Source organism: Pseudaeromonas sharmana (assembly GCF_042649925.1).
GTDB lineage: Bacteria > Pseudomonadota > Gammaproteobacteria > Enterobacterales > Aeromonadaceae > Pseudaeromonas > Pseudaeromonas sharmana.
On sequence record NZ_JBHSAF010000007.1, the window covers coordinates 1 to 20766 of the forward strand.

The 20766-nt window shown below is 51.9% G+C and carries 23 protein-coding genes and 1 tRNA gene; 9 read left to right on the forward strand and 15 right to left on the reverse strand.

What is annotated here, in order from left to right:
- Positions 1-144 precede the first annotated feature (144 nt).
- Complete coding sequence (locus ACFOSS_RS07680) at positions 145-687, forward strand: gamma carbonic anhydrase family protein (RefSeq protein ID WP_377151995.1); 543 nt, start codon at positions 145-147, stop codon at positions 685-687.
- A gap of 4 nt (positions 688-691) precedes the next feature.
- Here the strand turns inward: ACFOSS_RS07680 and ACFOSS_RS07685 are convergent, their stop codons facing one another.
- The 8 genes from ACFOSS_RS07685 to ACFOSS_RS07720 all read right to left on the reverse strand — a co-directional run bounded on the left by ACFOSS_RS07685 (position 692) and on the right by ACFOSS_RS07720 (position 6269).
- Positions 692-955, reverse strand: coding sequence for a DUF1488 family protein (locus ACFOSS_RS07685; protein WP_377151623.1), 264 nt, complete (start codon positions 953-955; stop codon positions 692-694).
- Positions 956-958: 3 nt separating this feature from the next.
- Entirely contained in the window at positions 959-1774 is an 816-nt protein-coding gene (aroE, locus tag ACFOSS_RS07690; RefSeq protein ID WP_377151625.1) for a shikimate dehydrogenase, read from the reverse strand.
- Between the two features lie 74 nt (positions 1775-1848).
- Complete coding sequence (locus tag ACFOSS_RS07695) at positions 1849-2415, reverse strand: Sua5/YciO/YrdC/YwlC family protein (RefSeq protein ID WP_377151626.1); 567 nt, start codon at positions 2413-2415, stop codon at positions 1849-1851.
- A 53-nt stretch (positions 2416-2468) separates the two neighbouring features.
- Positions 2469-2975, reverse strand: coding sequence for a 5-(carboxyamino)imidazole ribonucleotide mutase (gene purE / locus ACFOSS_RS07700; protein ID WP_377151627.1), 507 nt, complete (start codon positions 2973-2975; stop codon positions 2469-2471).
- A gap of 49 nt (positions 2976-3024) precedes the next feature.
- On the reverse strand, positions 3025-3585 hold the full coding sequence (locus ACFOSS_RS07705) for a DNA topoisomerase family protein (RefSeq protein ID WP_377151628.1): 561 nt from the start codon (positions 3583-3585) through the stop codon (positions 3025-3027).
- A 37-nt stretch (positions 3586-3622) separates the two neighbouring features.
- The gene (locus ACFOSS_RS07710; RefSeq protein WP_377151629.1) at positions 3623-4093 is read right to left on the reverse strand and encodes a DUF494 family protein; all 471 of its coding nucleotides are present in this window, start codon (positions 4091-4093) and stop codon (positions 3623-3625) included.
- 2 nt (positions 4094-4095) lie between these two features.
- On the reverse strand, positions 4096-5190 hold the full coding sequence (gene dprA, locus ACFOSS_RS07715) for a DNA-processing protein DprA (protein WP_377151630.1): 1095 nt from the start codon (positions 5188-5190) through the stop codon (positions 4096-4098).
- Complete coding sequence (locus ACFOSS_RS07720) at positions 5190-6269, reverse strand: LysM peptidoglycan-binding domain-containing protein (RefSeq protein WP_377151631.1); 1080 nt, start codon at positions 6267-6269, stop codon at positions 5190-5192. Before ACFOSS_RS07720 ends, dprA begins: the two co-directional genes overlap by 1 nt.
- 97 nt (positions 6270-6366) lie before the next feature.
- Here ACFOSS_RS07720 and def point away from each other — a divergent pair, with 97 nt between their 5' ends.
- The 5 genes from def to ACFOSS_RS07745 are packed head-to-tail and all read left to right on the forward strand — an operon-like array spanning position 6367 to position 11993.
- Positions 6367-6870 carry a peptide deformylase gene (def, locus tag ACFOSS_RS07725; protein ID WP_377151632.1) on the forward strand — a complete coding sequence of 168 codons (504 nt, stop codon included), beginning with the start codon at positions 6367-6369 and terminating at the stop codon, positions 6868-6870.
- Positions 6871-6879: 9 nt separating this feature from the next.
- On the forward strand, positions 6880-7824 hold the full coding sequence (gene fmt / locus ACFOSS_RS07730) for a methionyl-tRNA formyltransferase (RefSeq protein ID WP_377151633.1): 945 nt from the start codon (positions 6880-6882) through the stop codon (positions 7822-7824).
- A gap of 43 nt (positions 7825-7867) precedes the next feature.
- A complete protein-coding gene (rsmB, locus tag ACFOSS_RS07735) occupies positions 7868-9175 on the forward strand; it encodes a 16S rRNA (cytosine(967)-C(5))-methyltransferase RsmB (protein WP_377151635.1) in 1308 nt (435 codons plus the stop codon).
- Positions 9172-10548 carry a Trk system potassium transporter TrkA gene (trkA, locus tag ACFOSS_RS07740; RefSeq protein ID WP_377151637.1) on the forward strand — a complete coding sequence of 459 codons (1377 nt, stop codon included), beginning with the start codon at positions 9172-9174 and terminating at the stop codon, positions 10546-10548. Before rsmB ends, trkA begins: the two co-directional genes overlap by 4 nt.
- 2 nt (positions 10549-10550) lie before the next feature.
- Positions 10551-11993, forward strand: a complete 1443-nt coding sequence (locus ACFOSS_RS07745; RefSeq protein WP_377151639.1) for a TrkH family potassium uptake protein — start codon at positions 10551-10553, stop codon at positions 11991-11993.
- A 47-nt stretch (positions 11994-12040) separates the two neighbouring features.
- Here ACFOSS_RS07745 and rmuC read toward each other — a convergent pair whose 3' ends face one another.
- Positions 12041-13387, reverse strand: coding sequence for a DNA recombination protein RmuC (rmuC, locus tag ACFOSS_RS07750; RefSeq protein ID WP_377151996.1), 1347 nt, complete (start codon positions 13385-13387; stop codon positions 12041-12043).
- A 28-nt stretch (positions 13388-13415) separates the two neighbouring features.
- Entirely contained in the window at positions 13416-13859 is a 444-nt protein-coding gene (locus ACFOSS_RS07755; protein WP_377151641.1) for an Rrf2 family transcriptional regulator, read from the reverse strand.
- Positions 13860-14018: 159 nt separating this feature from the next.
- On the opposite strand from ACFOSS_RS07755, the gene ACFOSS_RS07760 reads away from it, so the two are divergent.
- Positions 14019-14186 carry a hypothetical protein gene (locus ACFOSS_RS07760; protein WP_377151642.1) on the forward strand — a complete coding sequence of 56 codons (168 nt, stop codon included), beginning with the start codon at positions 14019-14021 and terminating at the stop codon, positions 14184-14186.
- A 66-nt stretch (positions 14187-14252) separates the two neighbouring features.
- On the opposite strand, the gene ACFOSS_RS07765 is transcribed toward ACFOSS_RS07760, so the two are convergent.
- The 5 genes from ACFOSS_RS07765 to ACFOSS_RS07785 form a co-directional block, all read right to left on the reverse strand.
- A tRNA-Pro gene (locus ACFOSS_RS07765) sits at positions 14253-14329 on the reverse strand.
- A gap of 156 nt (positions 14330-14485) precedes the next feature.
- Positions 14486-15334 carry an ABC transporter permease subunit gene (locus tag ACFOSS_RS07770; RefSeq protein WP_377151644.1) on the reverse strand — a complete coding sequence of 283 codons (849 nt, stop codon included), beginning with the start codon at positions 15332-15334 and terminating at the stop codon, positions 14486-14488.
- The gene (potH, locus tag ACFOSS_RS07775) at positions 15331-16245 is read right to left on the reverse strand and encodes a putrescine ABC transporter permease PotH (protein WP_377151645.1); all 915 of its coding nucleotides are present in this window, start codon (positions 16243-16245) and stop codon (positions 15331-15333) included. The genes ACFOSS_RS07770 and potH overlap by 4 nt, the downstream gene beginning before the upstream one ends.
- A gap of 10 nt (positions 16246-16255) precedes the next feature.
- Positions 16256-17392, reverse strand: a complete 1137-nt coding sequence (potG, locus tag ACFOSS_RS07780) for a putrescine ABC transporter ATP-binding subunit PotG (RefSeq protein WP_377151997.1) — start codon at positions 17390-17392, stop codon at positions 16256-16258.
- Positions 17393-17444: 52 nt separating this feature from the next.
- On the reverse strand, positions 17445-18542 hold the full coding sequence (locus ACFOSS_RS07785) for an extracellular solute-binding protein (RefSeq protein WP_377151647.1): 1098 nt from the start codon (positions 18540-18542) through the stop codon (positions 17445-17447).
- A gap of 431 nt (positions 18543-18973) precedes the next feature.
- Between ACFOSS_RS07785 and ACFOSS_RS07790 the strand changes: the two genes are divergently transcribed.
- A complete protein-coding gene (locus ACFOSS_RS07790; RefSeq protein WP_377151649.1) occupies positions 18974-19402 on the forward strand; it encodes an META domain-containing protein in 429 nt (142 codons plus the stop codon).
- 83 nt (positions 19403-19485) lie between these two features.
- Positions 19486-20316 (forward strand): HDOD domain-containing protein, encoded by an 831-nt coding sequence (locus tag ACFOSS_RS07795; RefSeq protein ID WP_377151650.1) that lies wholly within the window; start codon positions 19486-19488, stop codon positions 20314-20316.
- The last annotated feature ends 450 nt before the right edge of the window (positions 20317-20766 follow it).

Sequence of the window (20766 nt, forward strand, 5' to 3'; positions counted from 1 at the left end):
GCTCCGAGGAGTGCGGGCCTTGCCGTGTCAGCGAGGCGGCATTATAGGGATATCAGCATCGCTGGCAAGCGCTTTTTCCTGAATAATGGTATTTTTTCAACCCCAGCGCAAAGAACGCTTAGAAAACAAGCGGAGAAGCCAAAAGTGAATAATTTACGACCGTATAAAGACCACCGCCCTGTTGTAGGAGCTGGTGTCTATATCGACCAGGGCGCTCATCTGATCGGTGATGTAGTACTGAACAATGATGTCAGTATCTGGCCAATGGTTGTGATTCGTGGTGATGTTAATCATATCCGGATTGGGGCGAGAACCAATATTCAAGACGGTTCGGTGTTGCACGTTGCTCGTCCTACCACGCAGAATTCTGCAGGCCATGCCCTGATCATCGGCGAAGATGTTACTGTCGGACATAAGGCGATGCTGCATGGATGTACAATCGGGAATCTGGTCTTAATTGGCATGGGAGCCATCATCATGGACGGCGTGATAATCGAAGACAATGTCATCGTAGGAGCAGGAGCATTGGTATCACCCGGCAAAAAGCTCGATTCAGGTTTTCTTTATCTCGGCAATCCAGCTCGAAAAGTCCGTGCGCTCACCATCGAAGAAAAGGAGTCACTAATCAGGTCCTCCCTGCAGTATGTAAAACTGAAAAACGAATACCTTGATGAGCTAACCGTATGAAACGCTAATAAAGGTAGATACTTTCATCTTCTGCGAAGTCTTGTTCGACAATTTTCGCCGCGAGAAGCTCCTCTATGTCAAAACGATGGCGTTCGAAGCAGTCCAGCCACTCCTCTTCTCGCCAGGGTGTTTCTTGTGATAGCTGTTTTAGGCGTTCATTGCTAACACGACACACGACCTCTCCCAAAGTCGTCATCGCGCTCACTTCAAACACCTGTGATTGCGGGACCCACGTAACCAACTCGCTGAAGATAATCGACTGATTCACTCGTTAGCCCATATTTCGCCGCAATTCTGCGATAACCTGTTTAGTCCCCGGGCGAATGCCACGCCAGACAGCAAAACTCTCAGCTGCCTGAGCAACTAACATCCCTAATCCATCAATGACCTTGTACGCCCCACGCTGTCTTGCCCACGCGTTAAATGTCGTATCCGTTGCGGCGTACATCATGTCATAGACGACCACATTGGGATGAATCAATGACTCCGCGATCTCCGGTAGCTCGCCAGCCAGGCTAGCAGAAGTCGAGTTGATCACCACATCAAATGGCCCCCGCACTGCGTCAAGCTCGGCGCAAGAAATGGGGCCGAGCCCTCGAAACAGATCAACAAGTTGCTCTGCTTTCGCAGCGGTTCTATTTGCGACGACCAGCATTGCGGGATGCTGTTCTAACAAAGGCCCTATAACACCTCTAGCTGCACCACCCGCACCTAATAACAAAATATGTTTGCTTTTTAGGGTGACCCCATGAAAGCCAAAATCCTGAATCAAACCGGCGCCATCGGTATTATCACCCCAAAGCAAACCGTCGTCCGTTAGCTTTAGTGTATTTACAGCTCCCGCCTGACGTGCTCGTGTCGACAGGCCGGCAGCGAGGCGGTAAGCCTCCTCCTTGAACGGAACCGTAACATTGCAACCTTTTCCGCCATTAGAAAAGAATTCGGCAATGGACTGAGCAAAGTGTTCCAGCGGGGCTTCAATGCGTTCGTAGCTGATGTCTTGCTGAGTTTGCCTAGCAAACAGGGTATGAATGAAAGGCGACTTGCTATGTTTGATGGGATTACCGAATACAGCATAACGATCCATGTTGCGTTCTCTTTGCCGACATCTTCAAACGTATGATTAAACGACGAGAGATCTCTGCCGACAAGTAAAAAAGCTTATGCCGGCCTTAATATATGCCCCGTTAACGCATCGCGGATCTGAGATGGATTTACTGCGCCCCCCACCTGACCAGGTAATACATAATCCAGATGCTCGCCTAGAGAAGAACGAACATCGGCTTCGGTTCTGCACGGATTTTCACCTGAAAGATTCGCGCTGGTAGAGACCAGTGGTTTACCCCAACAAAGGCAGAGCTGTTGCACCTGAGGATGGGCAGAAACGCGCACTGCTATCGAATCAAATTTCCCGGTTATCCACGGCGCAGCTTTTGAACTTGCAGGCATGACCCACGTGTTCGGTCCAGGCCAGCTCGCCAAGATTTCGGCCATGCGCGATTGCGAAACCACGGACAAATCAAGGTAGGGCTCGAGCTGTTGTAAGTTTGCTGCAACCAGAATCAACCCTTTATCGACAGGGCGCTGCTTGATGCTCAGGAGTCGTTCGACTGCTGACTGATCGTCGGGGTCACACCCCAGCCCAAAAACGGACTCCGTTGCATAGGCAATAACGCCACCTGCACCCAGGTGGCGAACGGCTTCATCAATAAAATGAACTGGTGTCATGTCTTAATACTCGGAGCTCAACAGGCGGTCTTTCCCGGCCGCCCGCTGAGGTATCACAAACTTAGTTGTGCTTGTAATGCCGCGTCTTTAGCCATCACTTCTTCAGCATTCTTCTGACGCTCAAGTCGTACTTTTTCAGCGAGTTCATCATCAGCCACCGCCAACATCTGAGCAGCCAGATAACCGGCATTCTTGGCTCCAGCCTTACCGATGGCTACAGTTGCGACAGGAACGCCACCAGGCATCTGGACTGTGGATAGCAGAGCATCCATTCCCTTTAAAGGGCCGCCATCAATAGGGACACCAATCACTGGCCGCGTCGTAATACCCGCCACTGCACCAGCCAGGTGCGCCGCCAAACCTGCAGCACAGATGAATACCTTGCAACCTCTCGCTTCGGCATCCTTGACATAGCTATGCGTTGCCGCTGGAGTACGGTGCGCGGAGGTAACCTTCACTTCACAGTGAATATCAAATGACTTCAGCACTTCGACTGTGGATTGCATGACAGGAAAGTCGCTGTCTGAACCCATCAAGATGGCTACGAACGGCTTTGACATGGTGAGGAGTCCTTCTCGTTTGATTCAAGTCAATTATTGAAGTCACGCATTATAAGTCAGTTTCGTACTGACACAACTTCTGAGGACAGACAAACCGCTTGCCCTCTTTACCATGACGTTCGATCAAGACAGGCCAACCACACCGAGGACAGGTGTGAGCAACGGGCTTATCATTCAGTATGTATTTGCATGCGGGATAACGGTCGCAGGCATAAAATTGCTTGCCCTGACGAGAGGTCCTCGCAACCAAGACACCTTTCTGGCAGGCTGGACAGCCTACTGTTTCATCCTGAGGTTGTGCCGCATGTTCAACATGCTGACATAGCGGATAACTGGAACAACCAATAAAAAGCCCATAGCGCCCTTTCTTGATGGCCAACTCATGGCCACAATCCGGACAGGCCGAGCCCGTCAGAATTTTTTCGATTGTTACCCCTTGCACAGAGAGCGGGCGAATGTAGTCACATGCCGGGTATGACGAACAACCAAGAAAAGCGCCATGTTTGCCATGCCGCACCGCCAGTTCACCGCCACATTGCGGGCAACTGCGGTATTCTTTTTCCAACGCTTGGGCATGAGCAGAAAAAAGAGTAGGGTCAATTTTGGACATAACACTCCTGTGCCCGCGACAGGTCACACTGCCATCTTCAATGCAACAAGCCCTCAGGCTCGTCATATAGCAACTCTTCCATCTGATGGCAGGCCGTTTCGCTTCCAGGCACGTTAAAAAGTACCATCAGAACAACCCACTTCATATCATCAAGCTCGATTTCGGCATTATCGAGATCCATCAGTCGCTCGATAACAATCTCTCGGGTTTGACAATCAAGCACGCCAATTTGCTCTAGGAATAGCAAGAACCCTCGGCAATCGGGCCCGAGGCGTGACATCTCCTCTGCTGCATAGATTCGGAATGAGCCGGATGCACTGCCCATGCGAGAAGCACGTTCATCATCGTGCAGGGCAGCAAGCTGCTCTAGCCAGTTCAATGCCTTATATATTTCGTCAGAATGGAACCCTGCCCGACTCAGCTCTTCGGTCAGCTCATCCTGATCCATTTTCATGTCGGCATCGCTTTGGACGTAGGTTTCGAACAGGTACATCAGTACATCAAACATCGTCAGTCCCTCCTCGCCCTTACATAACCACCGGGTACAGACTCTATCTCCCCCGCCATTTCCAACATCAATAGTGCCTGCATCACATCTGTCAGTGCCAAGCCACTGTTCGCCACGATTTCATCTATCGATGTAGATTCATATCCTACGTTATCCAACAATGGCGGCCTTGGCAAACTTCGGTCAGGGCTTAACCGCTTTGACGAGACAGGAATTTGCCATCGCACCTCTTCCTCTATATCGGCCGCACATGTAATTAGTTTTGCCCCTTGTTGAATTAAATGCAGACAGCCGGCGACAGCGGGGTTATGGATGGCACCGGGCACCGCGAACACTTCCCGCCCCTGCTCAAGTGCATAGCGCGCCGTAATCAAGGATCCACTGCGTACAGACGCCTCAACAACCACTGTGCCCAATGACAAGCCACTGATGATTCGATTTCGCATCGGGAAAAACTCTGGACGCGGTGCAACATCCGGCAAGAACTCCGACACCAGAGTCCCCCCTGTCTCCAGAATCCTCCTGGCCAGCAATTGATTCCGACGCGGATAGCAATTTGCCAAACCCGAACCAAGAACTGCAATGGTCTGACGCCCCAGATCCACACAACAGCGGTGACATTCTGCATCGATGCCTAATGCTAACCCCGATGTGATAACAAACCCTTTTGCTACCAACTCCTGAGTTAAATTTCGAGCGGCGGCCATACCACCGGGGGTGGGATTGCGCGTTCCCACCATTGCAATCTGCGGTAAAAGAAGATTACCCAGATCGCCTTCCACAAATAACAACACTGGCGCGGAAGGCGCTTCATTCAACTGGGAGGGAAATTCAGCACACTGACAACTGATAATGTGGCGATGGGTTGACGCCGAAATCCACTGCTCGACCGCGGGGGAATGACGCTTTGCGTTACTCCGGAAAAGATGGATTTGCTCTGGTGTTAATCCGAGTGACGACAATCTGGCATCGGGGAAGTCAAGTAACAGCTCTGGAGAAGCATGCGCCAGTAGGCGTCTTAGCCTACTGGCTCCAAGCCCCCGCACCGAGCTCAAGGCAAGCCAGGTTTGGAGTACCGCCAGATTGTGATTCAACATCAGTCTGGATTGCTCACCGTATAATCTTTGTGGACGATATCATTGGCCCTCAAGACCAAGGCCATAGCCACCTTGTCATAGACCTTGAAGGTCATCGCCTGGCCAATCACATCGGCAGGAAGGCGGCGAGATTCAGCATCCAGCACCCTCTGTCCCATATTGCTGTTTTGGCGATAGGAAATCGTGTCGGCATCATGACCGGTCAATGCGACTCCTGGGCGTTTGATGGTAATGACGTCACCATTCTTAAGACCATCACGGGCCCCCTTACTCAGCAATATGACATCGTACTTGCCACTCACCGAACTTGAGGTTCCCGGAAAATCAATGATGTAACCATCGCTCTTCAAGGCTGAAGGTTGCATCTGATATGTAATATCCAGATTTTCATTCGCGGGGATCGCCATTACGCGATCACCCTGCATCACCTCACGCATGTTTTTGATCAACGCAACTTCGGTCACGTCGTCAGGATGAGATGCAACTGCTACGGCAATGCCAGCCAAGACGCCTTGGCGCCCCAACTCTTCCCCGCTGTTTCTGTCTTTATATACGACACCGGGATGATAAATCCCATATTGGCCTCCCAGTGGCAAGTTGCCCTTGACGTAGATGTGCTGCTCTTCCATCAAGCCACGATCATTTTGGTTGTTGCCAAGAACATAAGGCATGCTGTCGACGTCATGCTCACCACTGAAGATATGATCGCTGCGCAAGAAGGCGGCGACAGCGCTCAATTTAAGCGACGGGATCGGATCTTCTTTGACCACCTTTTTGATTGAAGGAGATAAACGGATCACCTTTTTGTGCACCAGGCGTGGTTCGCCGTCAACCCAGACCAGATTGAGGATATCGCCCGGATAAATCCAGTGAGGATCCTTGACCTGGGGATTAATTTGCCACAGTCGCGGCCAAAGCCATGGCTTCTGCAAGAAAACACCGGAAATGTCCCAAAGCGTATCTCCCTTCTTGACCACATAGGTCTCAGGGTGCCCCTCTTTGAGCTGTAATACATCGGCCAGCGCGGTAGTTGCCAGCAAAATACCGGCGAAGAAAACTGCAATCTTGTGAGATTTCATAGCGATCCCTGCATGTCCAACCCTAGTAACTATTAATTGCTGTCGCAAATGACTAGAATTACGCCAGCACCTTAAATCAATTAAAGCAAAGTGAACTATGGCGGTCCTAGAAGTATTACGATTTCCTGACGAGCGTTTGCGCACCGTAGCAAAACCTGTGGCCTCAATCGATCCCGCAGTTCTCCAGATTGTGGATGATATGTTTGAAACCATGTATGCAGAAGAGGGGATTGGTCTCGCTGCGACACAAGTCAACATTCACCAACGAATTATAGTGATAGATACAAGTGAAGACCGTAGCCAACGTCTTGTTTTAATCAATCCAGAGCTGCTAGAACAGCGAGGCAGCACAGGGATTGAAGAGGGCTGTCTGTCTGTTCCTGAGTGCCGAGCCCTGGTGCCACGAGCCGAATGGGTCAAAGTTCGCGCCATGAATCTGCAGGGTGAGACCTTTGAACTGGAAACCGATGGTTTGCTGGCTATCTGCATCCAGCATGAGATGGACCATCTGATCGGTAAATTGTTTGTCGATTACCTCTCGCCTCTGAAGCGTCAACGGATTCGCCAGAAGATGCAGAAACTCGATAAAAACCGACTCTGAGGGACCGTTTTGCATAACCTTCGAATCATCTTCGCCGGCACGCCAGATTTTGCGGCCAGCCATTTGCAGGCACTTCTCGACGCAGGCTGTAACGTGATTGCAGCCTATACCCAACCAGACAGACCCGCCGGACGAGGCAATAGACTCACCGCCAGTCCGGTCAAATTGCTGGCACAACAACATCACATTCGGGTTGAACAACCTGAGTCACTACGTAACTCAGCGGCGCAACAGACGCTGGCCTCATTACAGGCTGACTTGATGATAGTGGTCGCCTATGGCCTGTTGTTACCCCAAGAGGTGCTGGATACCCCTCGTCTTGGCTGCATCAATGTACATGGTTCGCTCTTGCCTCGCTGGCGCGGGGCCGCCCCCATCCAAAGGGCGATCTGGGCTGGTGATGCTGAAACCGGCGTCACCATCATGCAGATGGACGCAGGCCTCGATACCGGCCCCATGTTGCATAAAATCCACTGCCATATCGCCGCAGATGACACGTCGGCTTCTTTATATGACAAGTTGGCACAGCTCGGTCCACAAGGCCTGCTAGAGACCGTGAAGATGCTCAGTGCCAATGGAGTGAGTGCCGAACAGCAAAACAATGATCTGGCCACCTATGCCAGCAAGCTGTCAAAAGACGAAGCTCGCCTGGATTGGCAGCTCTCCGCGATCCAGCTAGAGCGTTGTATTCGCGCGTTCAACCCTTGGCCGATCAGTTTTCTGCTATTGGACGATATGAATATCAAAATCTGGCAAGCCGAGGCGCTCTCTATCCATAGCGCGGCCGCGCCGGGGACAATCCTCAAAGCCGATCGGGAAGGCATTGATATCGCAACGGCACAAGGTGTCTTGCGCTTACTAACCCTGCAACCGCCAGGTAAAAAGCCTGTCTCGGCCCAAGAGCTGCTCAACGCACGACGTGACTGGTTTCAACCAGGCAAGGTGCTGGCTTGACAACCGGGCCTCAGGGCCCGGTTTTGCTATACAGGACACATGAATGAAAACTCGCGCGCATGCAGCACAGGTCATCTATCAAGTCGTGGAAAACGGCCTGTCACTCTCCTCACTTTTGCCAGCGGCACAAGACAAGATTGCCATCAAAGACAGAGCGCTGTTACAAGAGCTCTGTTTTGGCACTTTACGCTGGCTAAGCCGGCTGGAATCTATCGTTGCCCCTCTGATCAGCAAACCATTGAAGGGAAAACAACGCCCGGTACATTACTTGCTGTTGATTGGACTTTATCAACTGCTCTATACCCGCATCCCCCCCCATGCCGCACTGTCTGAAACAGTCAATGCCACCCGACTATTGAAGTCAGAAGGGCTTAAGGGCATGGTCAATGGGGTGCTGCGTAACGCGCAACGTCAATCCGAGCAACTGCAGCTGCAGGCTGAACACACAGAAACCTCACGTTATGCTCACCCTGGCTGGTTTATACGACGCATCAAGGAAGCCTATCCGGCTGATTACCAACAGATACTAGAAGCCAACAATCAGCGCCCGCCGATGTGGATCCGGGTCAACACGCGTCATCAGGATCGCCAAACCTATCTCACTCGCCTTGCCAATGCTGACATCCATGTCGCGCTGGTCGATCCTGCAGGGGCAGGTATCTGTCTGCAGCAAGCTTGTGACGTGAGCCGATTACCAGGATTTAGCGATGGTGATTGCTCCGTTCAGGATGGCGCCGCTCAACTCTCCGCCAGCTTGCTGCAACCCCAGCCGGGAGACTGGGTTCTGGACGCTTGCGCCGCCCCCGGGGGGAAGACCGCGCATCTGATGGAACTACAATCCGAACTGGCAGGCATCGTTGCAGTGGATGCCGATGCCACCCGTCTACAACGTGTGCACGAAAACCTGCATCGTCTTGGCCTGACGGCGACAGTGTTGCATGGTGACGCCTCACAACCTGACACCTGGTGGCAAGGCCCTCAATTTGATCGCATCTTGCTGGATGCCCCCTGCTCCGCGACTGGAGTCATTCGCCGGCACCCGGATATAAAATGGTTACGCCGCGACAGTGACATTGCGGAACTCGTTGCCTTGCAAGCAAAAATTCTTGACGCGCTCTGGCACAAACTCAAACCCAACGGTACCCTGCTGTATGCCACATGCTCGATTTTACCCGATGAGAATCGGGAGCAAATCAGGGCGTTTTTATTGCGAACACCGGACGCAAAACTGGTGGCTCTGCACGACATGGACACGCCAGCCCATCCCGGCTGGCAACGGTTGCCCGGAGAAGACAATATGGATGGCTTCTACTACGCCAAACTCACGAAACAAGCGGTTATGCCATCATGAAAATCATCATTTTGGGTGCGGGTCAGGTTGGTGGAACCTTGGCCGAGAATCTGGTCGGAGAAAACAACGACATCACTCTGATCGATACCAATATTGAGCGCTTGCGTGAGTTACAAGACAAGTATGACCTGCGTATTATTGCGGGCCCGGGCTCTCATCCCAAGGTATTGCGGGATGCAGGCGCCGATGACGCGGACATGCTCGTCGCCGTCACGAATAGTGATGAAACCAACATGATTGCCTGCCAGGTGGCAGCGTCGTTGTTTAATGTGCCCAACAAGGTAGCGCGTATCCGTTCTCAGGCCTATCTCACCGAACGGGAAGAGCTATTCGGCGAAGAAGGGCTCAAGGTTGACCACATCATCTCTCCAGAACAATTGGTCACCGATTATATTCGGCGCTTGATCGAATACCCGGGGGCGTTACAAGTGGTGGACTTTGCCGGCGGACGTGTCGGGCTGGTCGCCGTCAAGGCCTATTATGGCGGGCCTCTGGTGGGAAATGCCTTGGCCACGCTCAAGGATCACATGCCTAATATCGAGAGCCGGGTCGCCGCCATCTTCCGTCAAGGCAAAGCGATTCGCCCCCAAGGCACAACCATAATAGAAGCCGACGATGAAGTCTTTTTTGTCGCCGCGGCTGGTCATATCCGTGCCGTGATGTCGGAATTGCAACGACTGGAGAATCCATATCGCCGCATCATGATCGTCGGCGGCGGAAATGTCGGTGCCGGCCTCGCCAGGCAGCTTGAGAAACGCTATAACGTCAAGCTCATCGAACGCAATCCAACCCGTGCCGAACAACTGTCGGAACTGCTGGAGAGCTCCATCGTCTTTTGTGGCGACTCGGCTAATCAAGAGTTATTGCTGGAAGAGCATATCGATCAAATCGATGTTTTCATCGCCGTGACCAACGACGATGAAGCCAACATCATGTCTGCCATGCTGGCGAAGAAATTGGGCGCGCGCAAAGCAATTGTATTGATCCAAAAATCAGCCTACGTCGACTTGGTACAGGGTGGTACCATCGATATAGCCATATCACCGCAACAAGCCACCATTTCTGCATTATTGACCCACGTTCGCCGCGCCGATATTGCCAACGTCTATTCACTACGACGCGGCGCCGCCGAGGCGATCGAAGCCATTGCTCACGGTGATGAACACACCTCCAAGGTGGTGGGCCGCGCCATCGGCGATTTGAAGCTACCGCCAGGCACGACCATTGGCGCTGTCGTCCGCGGAGATGAGGTCCTGATTGCGCATGATAGTTTGATCATTCAACAAGATGATCATGTGGTGATGTTCCTGGTCGACAAGAAACACATCCAGGAAGTCGAGCGTCTGTTCCAACCCAGTCCGTTCTTCCTCTAATCATGATTAATCTTAAACCGATTGTCTTCATCCTGGGCCTTACGCTTTCCAAGCTGGCCCTGTTTATGTGGCTACCGACGCTATTGGCTTTCTTCACCGGCACATCCGGTCTGGCTGAATTCCTGGCAGCCGTGATTCTGACCCATTTGGCCTCATTTGCATGTCTGCATCTCGGACATAAAAGCCAACTTCGACTCGGTGTGCGCGACATGTTTCTGCTCACCAGCTCAGTCTGGGTGGTTGTCTGTGTCTTCGGTGCCTTGCCATTCGTATTCATAAACCAGATCAGCTTCACCGATGCCTACTTCGAAACCATGTCCGGCGTCACCACAACGGGGTCGACGGTGCTTTCTGGGCTGGACAACATGGCTCCCAGCATACTGTTATGGCGTTCGTTGCTACAGTGGCTGGGAGGGGTGGGCTTCATCGTGTTGGCGGTAGCCGTGCTGCCCTATCTGAACGTCGGCGGGATGAAGCTCTTCCAGACCGAGTCATCGGATAAATCGGATAAGGATTCGCCACGCGCCGCCAATGTGGCCAAGAACATCGTCGTTGTCTATGTCACGCTATCCATGCTCTGTATCGCCGCTTACTGGTTGTGCGGCATGACCATCTTTGAGGCCATCAACCACGGCATGACAACCTTGAGTACCGGTGGCTTTTCCACCTCTGATGCGTCGATGGCACATTTTTCTAATTCAGCGCATTGGGTCGCGACACTGTTCATGTTTATGGGCGGGTTACCGTTTCTGTTGTACGTGCAATCATTGCGTCGGCGCGAGCTGATTCTGTTCCGCGATGCCCAGGTGCGCGGTTTCTTCTATCTCGTGCTTTGCACCGGCACCATGATGAGTCTCTGGCTCTGGCATCAGGGCGTCTTTACTCTTCCCGATGCCATCCGGATCAGTCTGTTCAATATCGTCTCCGTGTTGACGACGACGGGTTATGGCCTGACAGATTTTGGCGTCTGGAGCCATTTCACCACCATACTGTTCATCTTTTTGATGCTATTTGGTGCTTGCTCCGGCTCGACATCAGGCGGCATTAAGCTATTTCGGATTCAAGTCGCCACGGCGCTGTTTCGCAAACAAGGGCGCCAATTGATGCATCCTGCCGGCGTTTTCCCGCAGAAATACAATGGTCGTCCCGTCAGCGATCACATAGTGCGTTCAATTGTGGCGTTCGTGCTGAGCTATGTCGCCGTCATAGTCATCAGTTCGGCATTGCTGGGCTTGTTGGGTTTGACGCCGTTAGAAGCCATCAGTGGCAGTATTACCGCTATCAGTAATGTCGGCCCAGCCTTGGGACCTGTAATCGGTCCGCTCGGTAACTTTTCCAGCCTGCCAGACCTTGCGAAATGGATACTGGCATTTGACATGATGCTTGGCCGCCTCGAAATCCTGACGGTCGCCGTGCTGTTCTTCCCTTCGTTCTGGCGTAACTAACGCTGAGATAGGCTGATAGGGCGGCATCGCCGCCCTATTGGCACCATTCATTCAGCGGAGGAGCAGCCTTCCTCTTCATTCTCGAGCGTAGCCACCTGCACCAGTTCATCGTCTAGCGTCCGCTTGACCTCTACCCCCAATGTGCGCAATTGCTCAGCTTGAGCAATTAAATTGCCTCGCCCCGTAGCCAGACGGGACAGTGCAGTATTGAAACTCTCCTGCGCCTTGCCCAGGGTGCCACCAAGCAACTGCATCTCTTCAACAAACAGTCGAAACTTCTCATACATGCGCCCCGCGCGCTGGGCGATTAACCTGGCATTCTGCTGTTGACGCTCCTGGCGCCAGAGGTTGTCGATCGTTCGCAATGCGATCAACAAGTTAGTCGGGCTCACCAGCAGTATATTCTGTTCAAAAGCCAGACTGGTCAGCGCAGGCTCGGCATCAATCGCCACCAAAAATGCCGGCTCAATGGCAACAAATAGCAGGACATAGTCCAGCGTGGCAGCACCGGGAAGTTGGTGGTAGGCCTTGCCACCCAACTCGGTGATGTGGTTTCTTAACGATTGCACATGCTCACGCAAAGCCTGTTGCCTTGCAGCATCCGACTCCGCATTGAAAAATCGCTCATAGGCCGTCAGCGATACCTTGGCGTCAATAATGACATGGCGTCCGCCAGGAAGATTGACCAGAACGTCTGGCTGGTAGCGTCGCCCCGTATCCGCTGACATGGAGACTTGTATCTGATATTCGTGGCCGACACGCAGCCCCGACTCTTCAAGAACGCGGGTTAAAACCCGTTCCCCCCAATTGCCTTGCTGCTTACTGTCGCCTTTGAGGGCCTTGGTCAACGCCGCTGCATCTGCGGACATCTGCTGATTCAAGGCAGCCAGCCGCTGCATCTCATATTGCAGGCCAAGTCGCTGACGGGTCTCTTCACTATGTTGCTCACCGAGTTGCTGGCGAAAATGTTCAATCTGGTTTTTGAGAGGGGAAAGCAGTAGATCCAAATTCTGCTGATTCAGTTCGCGAAAGCTGCCGGAGGTCTGCTCCAATAGTCGATTAGCCAGATTTTCGAATCGCTCGCTCAGGCGCAGCTCATCCTGTTGCTGTTGCTGTTGGCGCACCGCGGCGGCCTCACGCTCTGCGTGCAACAAGGTTTCATACTCTTTCAATCTGCCGTTCAGCTTCATCAACAGTGTCTGCTGTTGTTCATACCGCAGATCCTGTTGCTGACACTCCTGTTCCGCCTGTTGTAACTGCGACGTCAGTAACTGAACTTGTTGTTCATGTAATCTTGCTGTGATTTCCCAGCGACGCGCTGTCCAGAACAATCCGCCGCTGATAACGATCAAAACGCCACTGGCCAACCAGCCGGCCCACTCCATAACCAACATGCCGCTGATGCCCTCTCTCACTCGTCAATCATGGATCCAGCAAATTCTCCATGCCCAACAACCCACACATGCGAGCCTTATCCTTGACCAGGTCCGCCAAGGTGAACTCGCCTAACACATCGAGAAAAGCCCGCATCGCCTTACGCATGATGCCCTGAAAACGACAACTGCTGCTCAGCAGACAACCCTCGCGGTTGCAATCCAGCAGGCAGGTCACATTCTCCATATCAGAGACCACATCGCGGAGATTGATCTCTTCGCAGGCACGCGCCAACCGAATACCGCCGTGTTTACCACGTACAGTTTCGATATAGCCCTTAACCCCGAGTTGATGAACAATTTTCACAACATGATTGCGTGAAATGGCGAATTTTTCAGCCACCTCGGTAATCGTCGACAACCTCCGGTCGGGTTGCAATGCCAAATACGTCAAAGTCCGCAACGCATAATCGGTAAACAGGGTCAGTTGCATGATGGTTTCTTTCTCGTCAATCTGGGTATGTCACTGAGAGCAGGCCGCTTAAGTATGCTGCGAAATAAAGGACAAGCGCAGTGAGGGAGGTTTTATAACACAAAAAAGATTTCTATAATCGGCATCGATAAAACATTCACTAGAATTCTGACAAGCATTATGTTGTTTTTACTGACCAGTACCTTGTTGCTCGTCATCGGATTACCAGTAATCTGTTTTTCGACCGGTTGGGGAGAACTGTATCTTGATTATGGCCCCCTGATCTCGGCCGTTATTCTTATCATCATGTTGATGCTGGATCTGATGAAGCAACAAAGACGCCGCTAACGATCTTTATTTCCGCACCACAAAATCAAATGCAAAAAGGCCACTCATTGAGTGGCCTTTTAAATTTGGTCGGCGTGAGAGGATTCGAACCTCCGACCCCTTCGTCCCGAACGAAGTGCGCTACCAAGCTGCGCTACACGCCGTTGTCTGCGGAGCAGGAATTTACAGAAGCCGGGGAGTCAATGCAAGTGCTTTTTCGCTTTCGAAAGCGGCCGTGGCGTTATTTGTCGAATTAGTAGCCGAATCGTAGACAAACGAAAAAGGGTGCTAACGCACCCTCTTTTGTCAACCGTATCAGCCTATGATGCTTTGGCGGCCATGGCTATCTCGTTGCGCCGTCGTTGCTCGTTTCTGGCCATCATCCACCAAGCGATGAACGTGGCCGTTGAAACCACCAAAATGATCAAGGTAGCCAAAGCATTAATCTTCGGACTGACCCCGAGCCGCACGCTGGAAAAGACGACCATTGGCAATGTTGTGGCATTGGGACCAGATACAAAACTGGTAATCACCAAATCATCAACCGAAAGCGTAAAGGCCAGCAACCATCCGGCCGCGATCGCCGGGGCTATTGACGGCAAGGTTATCAGGAAAAACACCTTTAAAGGTGTCGCGCCCAAGTCCTGCGCAGCTTCCTCTACCGATTGATCGAGCTCATTCAACCGCGAACGAATAATGACGGTCACATAGGCAGCGGTAAAGGTCACATGCGCAATCCAAATGGTCATTGCACCGCGCTGTGAAGGCCAACCGAGCATGTCAGACATCGAAACAAATAACAGCAACAGAGCCAGGCCCGTAATGACTTCCGGCATCACCATGGGCGCCGTAATCAAAAAGGCAAATCCGGTCTCACCAGTGAATTTGCCCACTCGGGTCAACACAAAAGCCGCCAGGGTTCCGACCACCACAGCCATCGTAGCGGTCATAACACCGATGGAGAGTGACAGTACAACACCGTCCATCATCAGCTTGTCCTGGAACAGCTCATAGTACCATTTGACCGAAAAACCCGACCAGACGGTGACGAGCCGCGACTCATTGAATGAGTAGACAATGAGGATCAAGATCGGCGCATATAAGAAGCCAAAGCCAAGCAACAGACTCAGAGTTCGCCAAGGCGATTTAATTTGTGGAATGGGGGTCATGCCCGTCCCTCCTCCATTTCACGACGCTGGTAACGGTAGAACCAAATAATGGGCACCATCAACAGCGTAAGCATTACGACAGCAACCGCTGATGCCACAGGCCAGTCGCGGTTATTGAAGAACTCCTGCCACAAGACACGACCAATCAGCAATGAGTCGGGCCCCCCTAGCAGCTCAGGGATCACAAACTCACCGACTGCCGGGATAAAAACCAGCATCGAGCCGGCGATAATCCCACTCTTGGTCATCGGCAACAGTACCGTCAGGAACGTTTTCCACGGTTTAGCCCCCAAGTCGGACGCCGCCTCAATCAGCGAATAATCCATCCGCATCAGCGCTGTATACAACGGCAGAATCATGAAGGGCAGATAGGCGTAGACAATCCCGATATAGACTGCAAAATCGGTATGCAATAACGGTAATGGCGCATCGATAATGCTGAGATACATCAGGAAGTTATTCAGCAATCCATTGTTTTTAAGGATACCGATCCAGGCATAAACACGTATCAGGAATGAGGTCCAACTCGGTAAAACCACCAGCATCAGTAGCACATTTCTCATTGCTGGCGAGGAGTGCACGATGGACCAAGCGATCGGATAGCCAATTAGCAGACACAATAGGGTTGAGACTCCGGCCACTTGCAATGATTGCAGGTAAGAGTCGAAGTACATCTCATCTTCTAGCAGATAGAGATAATTCCCCAAGTTCAGAATGAACGTCAGTTTTTCTTCTGCATACTCGACCAACGCCGTATAAGGCGGTATCGCAACCTGAGTCTCGGCCAAACTGATTTTCAGAATAATGGCAAACGGGACCAGGAAGAACAGCAACATCCAGGCATACGGAAATGCAATGACCAGGTGTCGGCCTCGTGGTAACCAATTTTTGAGGGCTGAGCGTCGTCTCATCTCGCCTCCATTAAATCGTCAGGACCACACAGGAGTCTGGCTCCCAGTGCAGAATTACCTCGTCATCCCATGTCGGCAGTCCCTTCCGGAAACGGTCAACATTCGGCAAGGTTGCAATCACTTTTTGGCCACTTGGCAACCGCACGTGATAGATAGAGATATCACCCATGTAGGCGATGTTCTCGACGATCCCGGTATCATAGTTGAAGTGGTCACTCGGTATTTCGTTGCTGAAATAGATCTTCTCTGGCCGTAGCGCCACGGTCAGATGTACACCATCAGCCACCGAGGCGCCGTGATTGACATGAATTGGATGGGTCAGAGAGTCGGTACGAATGACCATATAATCCGGCCCCCCCTCTTCCAGTACCCCGTCGAAGATATTCACTGAACCGATAAACTCGGCGCTCAGGCGGCAATTGGGATGCTCATAAATCTCTTCCGGACTGCCAATCTGAACGAACTCGCCACGATCCATGATCGCAATCCGCCCGGCCATGGTCATCGCCTCTTCTTGATCGTGGGTCACCATGACGCAAGTAACGCCGACACGCTCGATAATATCGACCACTTCCAGCTGCATCTTCTCTCGCAGCTTCTTGTCTAGCGCCCCCATAGGTTCATCCAGCAACAACAGCTTTGGTCGCTTGGCCAACGAACGGGCTAGCGCCACGCGCTGGCGCTGACCACCGGACAGTTGATGCGGTTTCCGGCGAGCAAATGTTTCCATGTGGACCAGACCGAGCATCTCATGCACGCGAGCCTCGACTTCCGCCTTCGGCAAGCCATCCTGCTTGAGACCAAATGCAATATTCTGCTCCACCGTCATATGCGGGAACAGGGCATAAGACTGGAACATCATGTTCACCGGCCGCTTGTAGGGTGGAATGTTTGCCATGTCCTGCCCATCAAGGATGATGCTACCCTTCGTCGGTCGCTCAAACCCTGCCAGCATGCGGAGAAGCGTCGACTTGCCACACCCTGAGGCTCCTAACAAAGCAAAGATTTCACCCTTGTTGATGGTCAAGCTGACATCATCAACCGCCGCCACACCATCAAAGCTCTTGGTGACGTTGCGGATTTCCAGTAACGGTTGCGGCTCCTCAGCCGCACTGGCAGGCTTGTTCACGTGATCTACCACGGCAATAATTCTCCCTGAACAATCAGGGGGCGCTCTGCGCCCCCATTGCTACCTAACATTATTTCCCAGTCTTAACCTTGGTCCAGACCCGTGTGACTTCACGGTTGACCTTTTGCGGCAGGACTTTGAGCGTGAACATCTTCGGCTTCATCTCATCCGTTGGGTAGATGTTCGGGTTGTTCCGAATCGCTTCATCCACCAATGGCAGTGACGCTTTGTTGCCACTGGCATAGGAAACATAATTGGAAACCTTAGCGATGACATCGGGCTTCATCAGATAGTTAATAAAGGCATGGGCATTTTCCGGATGCTTAGCATCTGCGGGAATCGCCAGCATGTCATAGAACACCAACGCCCCTTCTTTTGGAATGATGTAATCAACCTTCACACCATTATTCGCTTCTTCAGCGCGCGCGGCGGCCTGCATGACATCACCTGACCAGCCAATCGCCACACAAATATCGCCATTGGCAAGGTCATTGATGTACTGCGATGAGTGGAAATAGGTGATATACGGGCGCAGGGTGCTCAACACAGCACCCGCCGCCTTATAATCAGCGACGTCAGTTGAATTCGGATTCTTACCCTGATAGTGCAGCACGGTGGCAAAAATTTCGGTCGGCGCGTTGAGGAACGACACACCGCACTTGCTTAATTTGGAGAGGTTTTCTGGTTTTAATACCGCATCCCAACTCTCCATCTTGAAATCGGGCCCCATGACCTCAGCCACTTTTTTCGGGTTAAAACCAATGCCCGTAGTGCCCCCAAGATAAGGGATCGAGTGCGCGTTGTCTGGATCCTTGTCAGCCAACAACTTCATGACATCCGGATCCATGTTGCCCAAATTAGGCAGTTTGCTCTTATCTAAGGTTTGAAATACACCAGCCTGAATCTGGCGGGCCAAGAAGTCAGAGCTTGGTACCACGACATCAAAACCGGTATTTCCTGCCAGCAACTTGGCTTCAAGCACTTCATTACTGTCAAACACGTCATAGACAACTTTGATGCCTGTTTCCTTTTCGAAATTGGCCACAGTGTCTTCGGCGATATAATCACTCCAGTTGTATACGTGCAGCACCTTTTCTTCGGCTGCTAACGCTTGACCGGCGGCCAAAGCCGTCACCAGCGACAGGGTGACGATTCCCTTTTTGAACATAGAGCGTCTCCTTACCAAGGACCGGAAGTTCATTGCCATGCATAGTTCGGGCCATCGCACGGCAATGTGCAATGCTAACTGAAGTCGATCTCGCCGGCCGGCACGCACCAAATGCGTTGCACCATGGCTGACCAGATTATTGACTTGCCGGCGAAGTATATTCCGAATAACTGAAAATGTATGCATTAAATGCGCTGCCAATACAGTGTTCTATTCTGATGCCGCACCATGTCAGGGCTGGGTTCACCAGCCAAATTCAACCATAAGTGTCAAAATGCATGTTAATACAAAACCACAATCTGGCTACGGGCGAAAAATGAGACGCTCGAGTTTAGAATTCATCCGGCTATGTCGCATTCCCGCCCCCGGCTTCGTGCTAGTCTAGAGATGGTCCAATTGGAATCGTTCGACAACAATCCAAGGAGTAAAGCATGAGCCAGGCAGCCGCTATCGCAATACGGCTTTCGCTTCTGCTGTTATTAACGGGTTGCCACTATGCCCCGGCCATTACACCGGAGGATGTGCAACACCATCATTGGACGCTGATTTCGATAAACGGAGTCGCTGTCGCTCACGCTGACAACACCAATGCCGATCTGGAGATTGGTGAGAAGATGACCATAAATGGCAACACTGGCTGCCGACGCTTTGTCGGCCAGGGGCAGTTGGCAGCGAATCGACTGACGATCACGTCGCTATACCTGACCGGGCAACGCTGTCCGGTAGAAAAAGAGTGGATAGAAAAAGCAATTCTGACCACGCTTAAATCTGAGGCAGCCTTACAGATGAGTAATACACAACTTGTCGTTCGTGGCGAACAGTACGTTTTGCATTATCAACTGGCTGACTGGATGCATTAAGTCACAACCATCTCCAGATATCCGATTCACCAACGCTTGTGGCAAACTACACATCCCGAGCGAGCTGGGAGAGCGAGTTCAATATGTCCATGGATAATATTTTTAGCAAAATCAAGCAACTACCTGTAATACCTAAGCTATTGCACGAACTGATGCAGAGTTTTTCTGATGAGAACTCGCGCATTGAGGAGATCGCGAAGAAGATCTCCATGGATCAGGTTATCAGCGCCAAGGTGCTGAAAATGGCCAATTCCGCCGCTTATCGGCGTGGCGCCGAGATTACATCGATCGAACAAGCCGTAATACGCTTGGGATTCAACGCATTACGCTCCCTTGTCGTTGCTTCAGGCATCATGACCAGTTTCAAGACTCCAGCCAACTTCGACAAAAACAAATTCTGGGTCGACACCTTTCAGGTAGCGACTATCGCAAAATCACTTGCCTCAGATTGTCGCACGATTGCACCAGAGACAGCCTTTACTTGTGCATTGTTGCACAATATTGGTGAGCTACTGATCCAGTCCACCCTCCCGGAAGAAGCCAGCTTGATCAACATGTCCATCAATCAGGGCAATAGTCGCATTGATGCTCAGCGCGAGATGCTCGGATTTGATTACAGTCAGGTAGGCGCAGAATTGGCTCGTCGCTGGAATCTGTCAGACACCTTTATCCGGGCCATCGCCCAACAACTGGATCCGCTCAGTTTTGAACCGGTAAGCCACGAGGCCATTTTGATTCGCTTGGCGATGTTTGTCTCTTTTGCGTGGAATGCAGGCGTCCCCCCTCAGGTCATCATTGCCCGCTTCCCGACGCCGCTGGCTCAGCATCTGGGAATTGATCCACAAAATATGGCCAACCGTCTTGAGGAACTGCATCAACAAGGTAACGAACTGGCCAATATGTTGACCCACTAGATACAACCATATATCCAAGCCGTTTTTGTTTCATCTGCAAGCCTTGCTCTGGTTCAAGGCTTCTGCTTCTCGGTCTTCGCTGCAATTGACGCTGTTTATCTATCTCCAACGTGACTTGCATCGGCTTTTCATACGCCACAAGCCGGACAATGAAGAAATCTTGATGCCAGTGAACATAGCCTTGTTGTTGCCCGGACTCTGGAAAGCGGTGTGGTCATCACGGCTCTCGACCGCAACCAGAGATTCCGAGCACCATTACCTTGCCACTCTGGCCGTGCAGCGCGCTCACCAACCGGTTTACTGATCCCAAGAGCGGGCAAAAATTGGCAGTCCTCCAGGGCACACAACTCCTGACCATTCCGCCGAAGCGGCTCCGTGCTACTAGCCACCTGATGATTTCCCAGTGACTCAATAGAAATAAAAAAGGCCGCACAGCGGCCTCTTCTCTTT

Coding starts and splice junctions, on each gene's coding strand:
- ACFOSS_RS07745 (WP_377151639.1), top strand. CDS start 10,551: ATGATTAATCTTAAACCGATTGTCTTCATCCTGGGCCTTACGCTTTCC.
- purE (WP_377151627.1), bottom strand. CDS start 2,975: ATGTCAAAGCCGTTCGTAGCCATCTTGATGGGTTCAGACAGCGACTTT.
- ACFOSS_RS07770 (WP_377151644.1), bottom strand. CDS start 15,334: ATGACCCCCATTCCACAAATTAAATCGCCTTGGCGAACTCTGAGTCTG.
- ACFOSS_RS07705 (WP_377151628.1), bottom strand. CDS start 3,585: ATGTCCAAAATTGACCCTACTCTTTTTTCTGCTCATGCCCAAGCGTTG.
- ACFOSS_RS07795 (WP_377151650.1), top strand. CDS start 19,486: ATGTCCATGGATAATATTTTTAGCAAAATCAAGCAACTACCTGTAATA.
- ACFOSS_RS07720 (WP_377151631.1), bottom strand. CDS start 6,269: ATGAAATCTCACAAGATTGCAGTTTTCTTCGCCGGTATTTTGCTGGCA.
- rsmB (WP_377151635.1), top strand. CDS start 7,868: ATGAAAACTCGCGCGCATGCAGCACAGGTCATCTATCAAGTCGTGGAA.
- ACFOSS_RS07785 (WP_377151647.1), bottom strand. CDS start 18,542: ATGTTCAAAAAGGGAATCGTCACCCTGTCGCTGGTGACGGCTTTGGCC.
- potH (WP_377151645.1), bottom strand. CDS start 16,245: ATGAGACGACGCTCAGCCCTCAAAAATTGGTTACCACGAGGCCGACAC.
- rmuC (WP_377151996.1), bottom strand. CDS start 13,387: ATGTTGGTTATGGAGTGGGCCGGCTGGTTGGCCAGTGGCGTTTTGATC.
- aroE (WP_377151625.1), bottom strand. CDS start 1,774: ATGGATCGTTATGCTGTATTCGGTAATCCCATCAAACATAGCAAGTCG.
- ACFOSS_RS07755 (WP_377151641.1), bottom strand. CDS start 13,859: ATGCAACTGACCCTGTTTACCGATTATGCGTTGCGGACTTTGACGTAT.
- ACFOSS_RS07710 (WP_377151629.1), bottom strand. CDS start 4,093: ATGTTTGATGTACTGATGTACCTGTTCGAAACCTACGTCCAAAGCGAT.
- def (WP_377151632.1), top strand. CDS start 6,367: ATGGCGGTCCTAGAAGTATTACGATTTCCTGACGAGCGTTTGCGCACC.
- ACFOSS_RS07790 (WP_377151649.1), top strand. CDS start 18,974: ATGAGCCAGGCAGCCGCTATCGCAATACGGCTTTCGCTTCTGCTGTTA.
- trkA (WP_377151637.1), top strand. CDS start 9,172: ATGAAAATCATCATTTTGGGTGCGGGTCAGGTTGGTGGAACCTTGGCC.
- ACFOSS_RS07695 (WP_377151626.1), bottom strand. CDS start 2,415: ATGACACCAGTTCATTTTATTGATGAAGCCGTTCGCCACCTGGGTGCA.
- dprA (WP_377151630.1), bottom strand. CDS start 5,190: ATGTTGAATCACAATCTGGCGGTACTCCAAACCTGGCTTGCCTTGAGC.
- ACFOSS_RS07760 (WP_377151642.1), top strand. CDS start 14,019: ATGTTGTTTTTACTGACCAGTACCTTGTTGCTCGTCATCGGATTACCA.